The following is a 12702-nucleotide window of genomic DNA, read 5'->3' as shown; positions in this document are numbered from 1 at the left end:
CGAGCGCGTCAACAACTTCCCTGTGGACAGTACCGTAACTTCAATACATCATAGATCGACAGACCGCTCAGATGCCCTCGGCATCGTATCACCCCGGATCTTCTCACCGACTCTCTTCCGACATGGATCGCCGTGCCTTTCTCTCCAGGATCGCTGTTCTCGCGGCCGGACCAACCCTTCTCGCCGCCTGCGGGAAAAGCCAGTCCGCCGGCGTTCCGAAGACCGCCGCCTCGGATTCGACCTACATCGCTCCCGTTCGCGCAGATTCGCTATGGATCCATCGCGACACGTTCTCAGTCGATCGGCTGAACAAAGCGGAGGAGGCGTGGAGGGACGAGGTCTCGGCGCAAGCGTACCAGGTTCTCTTCGAAGAAGCGACCGAGCCCCGCAACTCGAGTCCGCTGCTGGATGAGGACCGGCGCGGAACGTACATCTGCGCCGCCTGCTACCTTCCCCTTTTCCCGTCCGTGACAAAGTACGAGAGCGGAACCGGCTGGCCGAGTTTCTGGGCGCCACTCCCGGGGCGTGTAGGGACAAAAGTCGACAACAAGCTCGCGATGCAACGAACGGAGTACCACTGCGCACGCTGCGGAGGTCACCAGGGACACGTCTTCACCGACGGCCCGGATCCCACCGGCTTTCGCTACTGCAACAACGGACTCGCCCTGAGCTTCGTCCCCGAAGGAGAGTCGCTGCCCGATCTTCGGTCGTAGGCATGTACGTCATCTCGTCTTTCCTCCCGGTCCAGCATACGCCATCGATGAAATCTCTCCCGTCCTTCTTCTCCTCGCTGCTCGTCCTACTCGTCCTCACCGTGACAATCGGCTGTCAGGACGCCGACACAGAGGCTCGCGCCGACAGCGCACCAGAGGCGGTTACCGACACAACCGACGTGGATCCCGCAGTCGTGGACACCGTCTGGTTTGCCGGCGGATGCTTTTGGTGCATGGAGCCGCCGTTTGACCGTACGGAAGGCGTTCTGAGCACGATTTCAGGCTTCGCTGGCGGCACCGTCGAAAACCCGTCGTACCGGCAGGTCGCCAGTGGCCAGACCGACCACACGGAAACGGTTCAAATCGCATACGACACGACCAAGGTGGGCATCGACCGTCTCCTGTACGTCTACTGGCGGAACGTGGACCCGCTCGACGAGAACGGACAGTTCTGCGACCGCGGCGCCCAGTACCGACCCGAGATCTTCGTTTCTCCCGCTCACCCGGACCACAAGGAAGCTGCGCTGGCATCGAAAGACGAGGCCCAGAGTCGATTCGACCGGCCGATCGTCGTCGACGTGCTCGAACTGAATGCGTTCTATGTGGCCGAGGACTACCACCAGAACTTCTATAAGAAGGATCCGGGGCGCTATGATTCCTACCGTGAGGGCTGCGGCCGCGACGCCCGTCTCAAAGCGCTGTGGGGCGATGAAGGAAATGCGCCTCCGAAGGAGTCAAGATGACTCACGGCAAAATCCAGGGCCATAGACAAATGCTCAGGCGCGGCGGAGATATGTAGGCTGTGCGATCTCAACCGCTTGGTCTGCCCCGGGAATTGGTTCGAAATGCGAACGGACGACCGTCGTAAGCCGCTCGGCGATCTCCTTCCGATCGTCCGTGTCCCCATCGATGCGCCCGAAGTGAACATGGGCATCGATGCGCGGGACGGCCAGCATACGCCAGAAGTGCGGCGCGAACTCCATATCGCCCCACCATGCCGTGGTCTGATAGGCCGGCGCCTCTTCGCCCGGTGTGCGATACGTCAGGCTGGCGTAATACACCGGTCGGTCGGATGCTGCGATGGGCGCAAGCAGTGAAGCCCGAAACGGTAGCACCTGGTCGCCGGCGGTCGAGGTGCCTTCTGGGAAGACGATCACGCCCTGACCACGCTGCATGGCTGTCTCGAGCCGGTCGTTGATGCGCAGCACATCGCGGCGCGAGTTTCTGTCGATGAAGATCGTCCCGCCGATTTTGACGAGGTACCCTACCAGAGGCCAACTCCGCACCTCTCGCTTTGCCACGAGAGCGCACGCGAGATGACTCATGAAGACGAAGACATCCAGATAGCCCAGATGATTGGAGACAAGTAAGAATGGCGGCGTCGGCTCGTCCCCCTCTGCGTGAATCCGCAGTCCGATGATGTACTGCACGACGCGGAAAAAGAACTTCACCACACGGGCCCGCACCGCATGGACGCCCGGCCACGGAAGCCACCCTTTCCGTTCTGCATCACACAGCAGATCGAATGGCACCACGTATGTGATACAGCTGGAGACCGTCCACAGCACGATGCCCACGAGGCGGATCGCTGCGCGGATGTTTCCGATCACGGACGCCGGCGGAACGAACTGATCGGCGGGCTTCGTCAAGGCTGAAGCAGCAGAATCCGCGGTCGTCGAGGAAGGGCGAGTCATGATTAACCGATGGGGCCAGGAAAAACGCAGGTCCGACTAGCGATATCCGAAGAACCGGGCGGCACTCGGCTCAAGGTTTTTGATATCGTAGAATGTCAGAAAGTCGATGGTACCAAATTCACGGTCGATCGCAGGCGGCCCACACATGCGAGCACCCGTACTGATGTAGACGCGCATGAGACGTGGGACATCGCTGGCCGTTGCGGTTGCAACCTCGCCTTCGACCTTGCATTCGTAGCCAGGCTGCGGCGTGACGTGGAGCTCGGGATGCATCATCCCCTTCTCCTGAAAATACTTGAGCATGGCGATCCCTTCCCGCGGATCCTGGCTTGTTAGAGACGAGCAGCCGAAGAGGTAGCGGCAGCCAGAATGCCGGAGATAAGATCCGAGCCCTCTCCAGAGCAGGTTGAGAACGGGCAGCGACCGATGCTCTTTCGCTATACAGGCGCGACCGAGCTCGACCGCGTTGTGCGTAACGGATTCCGGCCACTCGGAAAGGTCAAACTCCGTTGACGAGTAAAAGCCGAGACCGGAGTGTGCCATCTCATACGTCTGCATGCGGTAGGTGCCAACGATCGCACCGTCGGTCTGATCTCGCACCAGGAGGTGATGACAGGTGTTGTCGAACGCGTCGATATCGCGTCCGCTTTCGAACGACTCTTCCAGTCCTTCGTCCAGCTCAACATTGAACACGTCAAAGCGAAGACGCTGGACTTCGACCAGATCCTCCTCGCTTCGCGCAAAGGCTATCTCATAGTGATCGGCTGTGGAATCGACATCCGGAATCAGATCTTCGAATACCGGATAAGACGTCGTATCAGAGGAGGCCATGAGGGGAGGAGCAAGGTAAATGTCTTTCGACCGGAGCGGAGAGCCGCGTCAGGAGTGTGCTCCCGGTAATGGCACCGGACGGTATAGCGAAAAAAGACGCTGTGGGGATGCAGGTTATCACGTATAGTCGCTTGCACCGTATGAAACGTACGAGTTACGTCGCGCACGTTCCAGTCGTGCTGTAACTTCCGCGCAGGCTTCATGCTACTTGGATGTTTTCTCCCCCGAATGGAGCTGTCTGGCTACGAATCCGGTGTACTTAACCCGCGTCCGCATACGAAAGCGGCGTCGCCTGATTCATCCCCAGCGACGCCGCTCGTCCATCTATTTTCTGACCATCATCCTACACGGGCCATTCCTGCTTCGTCCAGGACTGATCCCAGAACATCCACTCGTAGCGAACGCTCAGGACAAAGAGTTCTTTCGCTCGTTCACGGGCAGCCGGATCTGCCGCGACGGCGAAGCGGTGCAAGCGCTCAAGCAGATGATCCATGTACTCGTTGAACGCTGGATCGCGATACATTTCCAGCCATTCAGCGTACGGGTGGCTTTCTGGCACCTCTCCCATCTCCGCCTCAAGCTGCTGACCCAGGTCAACGTATAGCCACGGGCAGGGCGTAATCGCAGCCACGGCCTCTACGAGCGACCCGGTGTGGGCCGAGGCGATCATATGGTTCTGGTAGGCGCGATTGTTCGGGGTGAGCTCAAGCTGAGCGACATCGTCTGCGTCGTAGCCGAGTTCCTCACCGTATCCGGCATGCAGTTCCTGTTCGACAACCACGGCCATCTGCGCGGCCTCGATGAACCACAGCTTGTCGTCGGGATCTGTGCAGCGCGTCGAGATGATGGACGTGGCATCGGCAAAGGCCTCGAGATACCGGGCATCCTGCATCTGGTAAAACCGGAAACGGTCGCTGTCGAGCGAGCCGTCGGCCAGGGCCTGGACAAATGCGTGGTCGTGGGCGGCATGCCAGGCCTCACCGGCCGCCTCCAGGCATTCCTTCGCAAACGGCGGAACGGTGTAGGGACGGTTTTCGGTCAGTGTGGGCGACTCCATAAGGCTAGAGATTGCGTCAGAAAGGATCGAATGACGCGAAGCCGGGGAGTCAGGTCGTGCTGGATACGTGAACACGCGGATGCAAGCGCATCCTTTCGTGGATCGACGTCACGAGCCATCAAGAAGACCGGAGTGAAGCTTTCCTTCGCCGGTACGAACCGGATCAGGTTCCAAGGGTCTTTCTCAGCCGCCCGGTTCGACGGGCGGCACCCCTAGCTTCGCACTGCGAATGTACAGCGACGATGGCGACGATTGCAACCAGCAGTCCCCTTTTTGATGCTACCCGGTGCGAAGATCAGATGTAGCCCGCCATCAATTGGGACGTTCTTGGCCAAAAAAACCGGCAGGCCCCGCGCTAGCAGATCCTGCCGGTTCACCAGGCCGAAATGTTATGAACGGACAGCTAGGCAGCGACCGACCGTTCACTGTGCTCCGTGAAATCCGGTACGCGTCGGTCGTACGTCGCCTCCACCAGCGGCGAAGAGAACAGGTAATCTGCCGACGCCCGGTTACAGGCGATCGGAATATTCCAGACGACGGCAATGCGAAGGAGGGCCTTCACGTCCGGATCGTGTGGCATCGGTTCGAGAGGATCCCAGAAGAAAATCAATACGTCGATGTCGCCATTCGCGATCATGGCGCCAAGCTGCTGATCCCCTCCGAGCGGCCCACTCTGAAGTCGGTGGACGGGGATATCGAGCTCTTCTTCAAGAATGCGGCCGGTAGTGCCGGTTGCGACCAACTGATGCTCGGCCAGGCCGTCCCGATTAAATCGTGCCCATTCGAGCAGGTCCTTTTTCTTGTGATCATGAGCCACCAGAGCGATGCGTTTGGTAGCTGGAGTCAAAGGACGAAGTGTATCCATTCAGATGCGACGTCGCCGCCGCGTTCTGTTGCAGAGAACCCGGTTCGATATGCGATCCAACCCGGGCCGAGTTGCGCGCTCCAACCCTGTCTTCCTCCCCCAGGTCCCGCCTCAGCGGTCCGGGAGCGCTTTGCTTAATGCAATCTACACAGGGAGCACAATTCCCTCGAGCGTGACATACATCAAAGCATGAGCGTCTGGTTGAAATGCGAAAGCGTCGCGTTCCACACCTCCCGCAACGTCGCAGGAACGTCGTTTTCATGGGGATGCGCCCCTCCAAACGTGTGACCGCCGGATGCTTCGAGAAAAATCGCCTCCGGCTGCGCGTCGGCAAGGCGGCGGGCAGCTGCAACGTCGACGGATTCATCATCTGTAGCGTGAACAATCATCCAGGGAATGTCCACGCGACCCGCGGCACTCGTGATGTCGAGCAGGTCTCGATGGGCCTCGGTATCATCGTACAGAACTTTGTTCAGGCGCATGGTCTGCCCCGTGCGACTATTCCTGACCTCGGTATACCCCTGCTCCTTCCAGTCGCGGATACGTTCGCGCCCGAACCGACCAAAGAACGTATCGACGGCCGACCACGTCACGAGCGACTTGATCACCTCGCTTCGCTCCGCGTGCAGGATCGCGATGCCCCCACCGCGCGAATGCCCCATCAGCCCGATACGCTCAACGTCGATGGGCGCGATACCATCCGCTCCATCAACGATGTAATCGGTCACCGCTGCCACGTCATCGAGTTCGCGCGTGTAGGTGTTGTCCGCAAACGCGTCGAGGTCGACGAACTCGGTCGGATGCTCCGGCGTGACGCCGTTGTAGCTAAAGTTGAAATGGACAGCCACAAATCCCGAGCGGGCGAGCTCGCGTCCCCACTCTGGAAACGGGCCCCAATCCTTGAAGCCCTTAAAGCCGTGACAGAAGATGACGACCGGTTTTACGCGTCCATCCTCCAGCCATCGAAGATCGCCGTGCACAACGTCGCCGTGCACGTTTTCGGTCGAAAAAGAGGCCTCTCGGAGCTCAGTTGACATGGTCGGATCGTGTATGATGAGGTCGGATGCGTTCGCAACGATCGCGCCCGGTTCACAGTGACTGCCGAACGGCAGGTTCCTGTTTTTCGCTCGCGGATTCGTGAGGAGATGGCAACGTGGTGAGGAGTTCTTCGATACACGCCGCACGATCGGTCGTCCAGTCCGGGTACGACAGCGGCACGACCGTCAACTCGGCGCGCCCGAACATTCGGTATCGCTCCAGCGGAATCGCGTCACTGAACGAGCCGGGATACCCAATCAGATCGATGCCGGCGTACTGACCGCGGGTCTCGACCACAATATCCACGGTCTGACCGGCAATCGACAAACCGACCCACACACGATAGCCCTCCTCCCGCAACTGCGCTGCGACGTCTTCGGCAAACCGATCATGCGCATCCACACGGGGTATTGACACCGCTCCAGCGTAGCGATCCACATAGCGCAAATATGCTCCGAGCAGGTCATCTACGCCCAGCGCATCGAGATCGACGGATGCGTATGACCATTGCCGGCTTCGTGCCCGCGTGACGCTAACGTTGAACACGTCTGGCCGCTCCGCGAACCGGCGCGCAGTTCCATTGCCGCTGCCATCCACGCACCAGGACAAAAACATGGACTCTCGCTCCTCTCCCTGGAACGTGTGGGCCGTTCCCACGAGAATGTCATGCCGATCGATCACGTCCACCGTAAACCGTGACCGGATGGCCTCGCGCAGGGCATCCACCTGCGCACGAAACGGTGACAGGATGCCGATACTCGTCGGCGTGGGTTGACTCGCCTGTGATTCCACGAGGGTCTCCACGTCATCGACGATAGCAGTAACCTCGGCCTGGTTGACCCCACGGGCGTCTCGCGTCCCGCCCGTCTGGACGAGGCGAAGAGCCTCGGGACGATGCGCATCCGGTTTCTCTGTCATGATGCGAAGGGCTCCGCCGTAGAACCGTTCGTTGCTAAACTCGATGATGGGTGGGACACTCCGGAAATGCTCATCCAGAAACGAAACGTCCCGCTGTGATTCGAGCGCGTCGCTGACGACGTCGAGAAGGCTGTGGTTTCGATAGTCGAAAAGAGGGCGATTGGGATTCTCTCCCGCCTTGTGCTTTCGTCGAATCTCTTGCTGCCGATCCGTCGAGAGGAATGAGATGTGGCGCAGCTGGCGCGGATCACCGGTGATCAGCGCTCTGCGTGCACGGTGCAGAACGGGAATCGCGCTCGGCACGTCGCACTGCGATGCTTCGTCAATGATGGCGAGGTCAAAGCACTCCCGAACAAGCGGAAGAATGTCGGATACGTCGGACATTTTCACGAGCCAGATCGGAAGCGCGTGTAGAACAGCCGGCAGATGCAGTTGCTGCATGCGCTGGAGCTGCGTACCGCTGTTGCGTGCTCGGATGGCACTCAGGAACTGCTTGAGGTCGCCTCGGTGATCGTCGAGAAGTTGCGCGAGATTGAACTGATGCTTCCTCCGAACGAGGTCGCGCGTCGCTCGAAGCTGTTGCGAGCGCAACTCCGACAGGCGTCCCGCTCGTTCCGGGAGTGCCGTGCCCCGTTCGACTCTCCAGGCAATCCATCGCTGCCGGAGCCGGCTCCACAGGCCAGGATCACCCGCAGCGAGAATCCTCCCCCAGTCGGTATGCCGGTCAAGATCCGCTTCGAGAGATTTTTCTAAACGAGATACCCGAATCCGAATCTCCTCCACACGACGCTCTACGGCGCGAAGACGCTTCGCCGATGGGGCATCGGCCGTGTGAACGCCGGACAACACCTGTTCGAGATACCGTTTTAGATCGCGAAGATAGTCCTGCCGACCCGCCCGGACGATGCACTGCCCGAGCCCGAACTGACGGTCCACGATGTCGGCGACGACATCGACGGCGTGATCTTTCTTGCAGGCAACCAGAACGGTGGACCCTCGAATCGCGTGCTCGACCGCCACGGCAGCGATCGTGAATGACTTGCCCGTTCCCGGCGGCCCAATCGCCATCGACAGGGGCTGTGTGCGTGCTCGCTTCAGTACGTTGTGCTGAGCCTTGCTCAGTACGGCGGGGACGTCGGCGTGACCGGGCGCCGGGTCGCCCTGTGCGTCATTTGCATCTGAAAAGAGCGTACGGAGCGGTGCACTCGTCTTCGAAGATCCGGCAATCTCGTTCAGCTCATGCAGGATCCCGCGCGTCGATACCGATCGGTTGATAAGGGCTACAGCCGTCGCGGGGACGCAACGAAAGATCCCGCTCTTCGTCTCCCTGCGGTGGCGGCGGAGCACCTTCTCGCTTGCGCGTGCGGGATACGCCGCAAGTGGTGAGACGTCCACGCCGACACCCGCCTCCAGTTCTTCGGCAAGCTGACTGGCAATTTCGCCTGTAATCGGCTGACCCGAGAGCGTCGCCTGCAAACGACCGATCACAGCATCGACAGCCTCATCCGTCAGACGTTTGCGACCGATCTGTTGCAGCAGCACGTGATTGATTCGACGCCTTCGCCGGTCCGGTCGAGCAAACAGGAAGCCGTCACGCTCAACCAGATTCGCCGGGACGATGATCAGGGGCGAACAGAGCGTCATGTCGTGTCCATTCACCACGGTTTGCCCGGTGACGAACAGCGACCCCATCACAAGTACTGTTTCCGCGTCGTACATCCGGGCCTCTGAGCGCGTCTCCTCCCCCCAACCCCGGTCGACGACGGCGTGAGGCAGTTCACCGTTCATCACATCCTCCTCCCCCTCGAAGATATATTTCCGGCGAACACGGGCGTGAAAGAGATCCCAGAGTGTGGTTCGGCGGTGGTCCGCACGAAAGCAATCGTGTGCGTACCGAAAGACGGCGGGACCCGGGTGGTCGGCCATGAAGGGGGCGGCTCAGAACGGAAAGATAAGAACGCCTTCTCAACGGGCGTCCGCCAACCTCTGATCCTGAAACTCTGCTCTTCCCTGCCGCAGAAAGTCCGCAAAATCCTCTACAGACGAGACACCGCTGTCCTTCTCGATGAGCGACCGGTCCTGTGGATCGACAATAGCGTAGGTTGGCAGGGCGGTTGTCCCCGTGAGCTTCAGCTGATAGCGCTGGAACTCAGTCCCCTTTGGCGGCGCGTCCGTGTAGAGCCGCAGCAGGACAAAGTCGGATCGAAACTGCTCCGCGACAGGGGCCTGCGGAAAGACGTTCGCCTCCATATCCCGGCAATTTGTACAGGTGTAACCGGTAAAGTCTATGAATACCGGCTTGTCTACCTCGGCCGCCTGCGTGAACGCTGCTTCGATCTCGTCCGTGTGCCATTCGAACTCGCTATTGCCTTTCTCCGAACTGCGAGCATCGCCCGAAACAAAGAGGTTCGGATCGGAGGCCTGGCGTGGCGGCAGGTATGCGTCGACGGCACCGAGAGGTGCGCCGAAGAGGCCCGGGAGCATGAACAGCGCCAAACCAAAGAAGGCCGTTGCGGCTAGCAGGCGCAGGCTCCCGATCGACGCCGTGGGCGCCTCGTGCTTGAGCCGCAATTTACCGAGCAGGTAGAGGCCCGCCATCGAGAAAATGACGATCGTGAGCGCGATGGCCAGCGTTCGCGAGAGGATCTGCGTCCCCCAGATGAGGTCGGCGTTCGACAAAAACTTCAGCGCAGCGGCCAGCTCGACGAATCCGAGCGTCACCTTCACCGCGTTCATCCATTGCCCGGACTGCGGCAGCGACTCCAGTGCCCGCGGGAACATGGCGAACCCGATAAATGGAACGGCAAAGGTCGCGCTGAACGCGAGCATACCGACCACGGGATAGAACCACTCGCCGCCCGACGTGGCTGCGAGGAGTCCACCGACGAACGGTGCCGTGCAGCTAAACGAGACGAGCGTGAGCGTGAGGCCCATGAACAGAACGCCGGCCACGCCCTGCCGCTCGTTGCCCCGACGGTTGAAGTAGTTAACGAGTCCGCTCGGCAACCGTAGTTCAAAAAGCCCCAGAAGCGACAGCGCAAAGATCACGAAGACCGACCCGATGAAGAGGTTGACCCACGGGTTCGCAGCGATGGACTGCGCCCCGGCCGCGCCGAGGATCATCGCCATGGCCACGCCGAGTCCTGTGAATGTCGCGATGATGGCGAATCCGTAGAGCGACGCCATCCGGACGGCCTCACTCCGCGACTCAGAGTGCTTCGTGAAAAACGAGACGGTGAGCGGAATCATCGGGAAGACGCACGGGGTCAAAAGCGCCGCGGCCCCCGCCCCAATCGCGAGCAAGAGAAATCCGAGGAGACCATCCGAGCGAGCATCATTCAGTTCGTCCAGCGCAGACGCAGGAGCTGCAGACGCCGATTCCTGCGACTCAGGTGCCGCATTTCCAGGACGTGACTTATCCGATCCATCGTTCCCAGTTGGCGGGGCCGCCGTTCCTCCATCGCTTCCACGTTGTGCCTCGGAGTCGCCCGCATCCTCCCCATCGTCTCCACTGCCTCCGTCGGAGGCTGTAGCGGGAGCGTCGTCCGGAGCACTTTCGGCGGACGCACCTGAATCGCCCGCATCTGCCCCGGCATCGGCTACGGGAGCGCTCCCCTCGTCGACGACGACATCGACGGCGAAGGCTTCTCGTACCGGCGGGTAGCACATATCCTTATCGCAGATCATGTACTCGACCTTCCCGGTCACGGTGCGCGGTCCGGGAGAGGCGCCAGGCTCCACGTCGAGATCCGCCCAGATGTGCGCTCGGTTCTGGAAGTAGGTGACCTCCTTCTTGAAGTTGGGGTCGTAGCCGCGCTGCGGCGTATCCTGAAGTACCTCGCCAGACCACGACAGTCCGTCGGGTATGTCGTCGATGTGCAGATTCACACCTCGGCTCGGAGGCGGAGAATCGACGGCATACATCTTCCAGCCCTCATCGATGGTGAGATCGACATGGACGGATACCTGCTCACCCGGACCCGCGGTCTTAGGGCCAGCCGACGCCGTAAACGATACCTTCGTCTGTGCTCCCATCGGCTGCGCGGACGCGTCCGTCGGCATCGAAAGGCCGACGAGGGCGAGAGTCGCGGCACAGATGAGGAGCAGAGTGGACCCGAAGTGGCGCATAGAACGTCGCGCAATATGACTGAACGATCGAAAGGGGTCACGGAACGATGGCAACCGACCGCGTTCGGGTCCACCGTCTGTGGATTTTGAACCGGACCCAACGACCGTAACGACGAAGGGTACCCGTTCTCCGAGAGAACGAGCACCCTGTGTGGTTGTTGCCAGGTGGCACGACCCCGGGGGCCGATCCACCGATGTTTCGAACAACCTTCAGCCGGAATGTGGTGGTTCTAAAAGTCGGCGCCTGTTTCAGGAATGACCTGAATGGATAGCTTCGCCTTCACCTTCGGATGCAACTGGATGTGCGCCGTGTAGGTACCCACCTCGCGAATGTCTTCATCGAGGTCGATGCTACGACGGTCGATCTCGTAGCCGCGGTTGGCAAGCTCAACAGCAATCTGCTGCGTCGTGACGGTACCGAAGATGCGGTTGTCCTCGCCCACTTTCGCGGTGAAGACGACCTGCATGTCTTCGAGCTCGTCAGCGAGATCCTGTGCCTCGTCGGCTTTCGCTGCCTGTTTGCGGGCAGCCTGACGCTGCTCTTCGCGTGCCTGCTTGATGGCGCCGTCGGTAGCAAGGCGGGCAATCCCCTGCGGAATCAGGTAGTTTCGGCCGTAGCCGTTCGCCACCTCGTGGATTTCGCCTTTTTCGCCGAGGTGATCGACGTCTTGGAGTAGAATGACCTTCATGTGTTTGTGCGATACAGTTCTGAACAGTACGTGTACGTCGGACAGGCCGCGGAAGCGACCCAGGGTCGAGGTTATCGGACGTTATCCTCGACGAAGGAGAGCAGCGAGAGGTGACGGGCTCGCTTGATCGCGACCGTCAGCTGACGCTGAACGCGTGCCGGAACGCCGGTCACACGACGGGGCAAGATCTTGCCCTGGTTGTTCATGAACTGCTGCAAGAACTCCGTGTCCTTGTAGTCGACGTACTCGATATGCTCGTAATCCTGCTCGTTGTTATTCGCCATGGGTAGATAGGGTCGTCAATAGATGGAAAGCGTCTGTCGGCGGCGCGGACGCGCCGGGGAGGTTATTCGTCGTCCTCCTCTCCTTCCGCTTCGGCTTCAGCTTCAGCGGCGGCAGCTTCTTCCTCCGCTTTGCGCGCGGCACGCTTCTTCTGCTTCTCGTAATGGCGGACCATCTTGGCGTCCATCCGCAGCGAGAGGTAGCGGAGGATGTCGTCGTTGATCTGCATCTGACGCTCGACCTTCGGAATCAGGTCGCCCGGCGCGCGGAAGTACATGTTGACGTAGTATCCGCTACGCTTCTTGTCGATCTCGTACGCGAGGCGCTGGTTGCCCCACTCGTCGACTTCGATGATCTCACCGCCGTTGCCTTCCACATACTGTGTGATGGAGCGGACGATGTCGTCGATCTGGTTCTGTTTGACGACCCCACTGATGACGTATGTGAGCTCGTACTGATTTTTCTTCGATGCCATAATTGGGTTGGT

12 protein-coding genes and 1 riboswitch are annotated in these 12702 nt (G+C 60.3%); of the genes, 2 read left to right on the top strand and 10 right to left on the bottom strand.

The genetic code is table 11. The features are described 5' to 3' along the window. Positions 1–122: 122 nt before the first annotated feature. Positions 123–713 (top strand): peptide-methionine (R)-S-oxide reductase MsrB, encoded by a 591-nt coding sequence (gene msrB / locus CRI94_RS00740; protein WP_098073750.1) that lies wholly within the window; start codon positions 123–125, stop codon positions 711–713. A gap of 47 nt (positions 714–760) precedes the next feature. Beyond that, entirely contained in the window at positions 761–1456 is a 696-nt protein-coding gene (gene msrA, locus CRI94_RS00735) for a peptide-methionine (S)-S-oxide reductase MsrA (protein ID WP_098074276.1), read from the top strand. A 33-nt stretch (positions 1457–1489) separates the two neighbouring features. Here msrA and CRI94_RS00730 read toward each other — a convergent pair whose 3' ends face one another. The 10 genes from CRI94_RS00730 to rpsF form a co-directional block, all read right to left on the bottom strand. Further along, positions 1490–2407 carry a lysophospholipid acyltransferase family protein gene (locus tag CRI94_RS00730; protein ID WP_098073749.1) on the bottom strand — a complete coding sequence of 306 codons (918 nt, stop codon included), beginning with the start codon at positions 2405–2407 and terminating at the stop codon, positions 1490–1492. A gap of 36 nt (positions 2408–2443) precedes the next feature. Next, positions 2444–3238, bottom strand: coding sequence for a GNAT family N-acetyltransferase (locus tag CRI94_RS00725; protein ID WP_098073748.1), 795 nt, complete (start codon positions 3236–3238; stop codon positions 2444–2446). A gap of 343 nt (positions 3239–3581) precedes the next feature. Further along, positions 3582–4295: a thiaminase II gene (gene tenA / locus CRI94_RS00720; RefSeq protein WP_098073747.1), complete on the bottom strand. Its 714-nt coding sequence runs from the start codon at positions 4293–4295 to the stop codon at positions 3582–3584. 123 nt (positions 4296–4418) lie between these two features. After that, positions 4419–4519: riboswitch (TPP riboswitch) on the bottom strand. Positions 4520–4698: 179 nt separating this feature from the next. Next, positions 4699–5160 (bottom strand): methylglyoxal synthase, encoded by a 462-nt coding sequence (locus CRI94_RS00715; RefSeq protein ID WP_098073746.1) that lies wholly within the window; start codon positions 5158–5160, stop codon positions 4699–4701. Positions 5161–5342: 182 nt separating this feature from the next. After that, positions 5343–6197, bottom strand: coding sequence for an alpha/beta hydrolase family protein (locus tag CRI94_RS00710; RefSeq protein ID WP_098073745.1), 855 nt, complete (start codon positions 6195–6197; stop codon positions 5343–5345). Positions 6198–6249: 52 nt separating this feature from the next. Continuing rightward, entirely contained in the window at positions 6250–9042 is a 2793-nt protein-coding gene (locus CRI94_RS00705; protein WP_098073744.1) for a DEAD/DEAH box helicase, read from the bottom strand. 39 nt (positions 9043–9081) lie between these two features. Next, entirely contained in the window at positions 9082–11244 is a 2163-nt protein-coding gene (locus CRI94_RS00700) for a protein-disulfide reductase DsbD family protein (RefSeq protein WP_098073743.1), read from the bottom strand. A gap of 230 nt (positions 11245–11474) precedes the next feature. Then, the gene (gene rplI, locus CRI94_RS00695; RefSeq protein ID WP_098073742.1) at positions 11475–11933 is read right to left on the bottom strand and encodes a 50S ribosomal protein L9; all 459 of its coding nucleotides are present in this window, start codon (positions 11931–11933) and stop codon (positions 11475–11477) included. A gap of 71 nt (positions 11934–12004) precedes the next feature. Next, entirely contained in the window at positions 12005–12217 is a 213-nt protein-coding gene (gene rpsR, locus CRI94_RS00690) for a 30S ribosomal protein S18 (RefSeq protein WP_098073741.1), read from the bottom strand. Between the two features lie 62 nt (positions 12218–12279). Beyond that, complete coding sequence (gene rpsF / locus CRI94_RS00685; protein ID WP_098073740.1) at positions 12280–12690, bottom strand: 30S ribosomal protein S6; 411 nt, start codon at positions 12688–12690, stop codon at positions 12280–12282. Between the last annotated feature and the right edge of the window lie 12 nt (positions 12691–12702).

The organism is Longibacter salinarum (assembly GCF_002554795.1).
In the GTDB taxonomy this organism is placed as follows: domain Bacteria; phylum Bacteroidota; class Rhodothermia; order Rhodothermales; family Salinibacteraceae; genus Longibacter; species Longibacter salinarum.
This window is presented reverse-complemented; position numbering and strand designations above follow the sequence as displayed.

What these genes read in the sequence shown, in the direction of transcription:
- msrB (WP_098073750.1), top strand. Translation starts at nt 123, where the DNA reads ATGGATCGCCGTGCCTTTCTCTCCAGGATCGCTGTTCTCGCGGCCGGA.
- msrA (WP_098074276.1), top strand. Translation starts at nt 761, where the DNA reads ATGAAATCTCTCCCGTCCTTCTTCTCCTCGCTGCTCGTCCTACTCGTC.
- CRI94_RS00730 (WP_098073749.1), bottom strand. Translation starts at nt 2,407, where the DNA reads ATGACTCGCCCTTCCTCGACGACCGCGGATTCTGCTGCTTCAGCCTTG.
- CRI94_RS00725 (WP_098073748.1), bottom strand. Translation starts at nt 3,238, where the DNA reads ATGGCCTCCTCTGATACGACGTCTTATCCGGTATTCGAAGATCTGATT.
- tenA (WP_098073747.1), bottom strand. Translation starts at nt 4,295, where the DNA reads ATGGAGTCGCCCACACTGACCGAAAACCGTCCCTACACCGTTCCGCCG.
- CRI94_RS00715 (WP_098073746.1), bottom strand. Translation starts at nt 5,160, where the DNA reads ATGGATACACTTCGTCCTTTGACTCCAGCTACCAAACGCATCGCTCTG.
- CRI94_RS00710 (WP_098073745.1), bottom strand. Translation starts at nt 6,197, where the DNA reads ATGTCAACTGAGCTCCGAGAGGCCTCTTTTTCGACCGAAAACGTGCAC.
- CRI94_RS00705 (WP_098073744.1), bottom strand. Translation starts at nt 9,042, where the DNA reads ATGGCCGACCACCCGGGTCCCGCCGTCTTTCGGTACGCACACGATTGC.
- CRI94_RS00700 (WP_098073743.1), bottom strand. Translation starts at nt 11,244, where the DNA reads ATGCGCCACTTCGGGTCCACTCTGCTCCTCATCTGTGCCGCGACTCTC.
- rplI (WP_098073742.1), bottom strand. Translation starts at nt 11,933, where the DNA reads ATGAAGGTCATTCTACTCCAAGACGTCGATCACCTCGGCGAAAAAGGC.
- rpsR (WP_098073741.1), bottom strand. Translation starts at nt 12,217, where the DNA reads ATGGCGAATAACAACGAGCAGGATTACGAGCATATCGAGTACGTCGAC.
- rpsF (WP_098073740.1), bottom strand. Translation starts at nt 12,690, where the DNA reads ATGGCATCGAAGAAAAATCAGTACGAGCTCACATACGTCATCAGTGGG.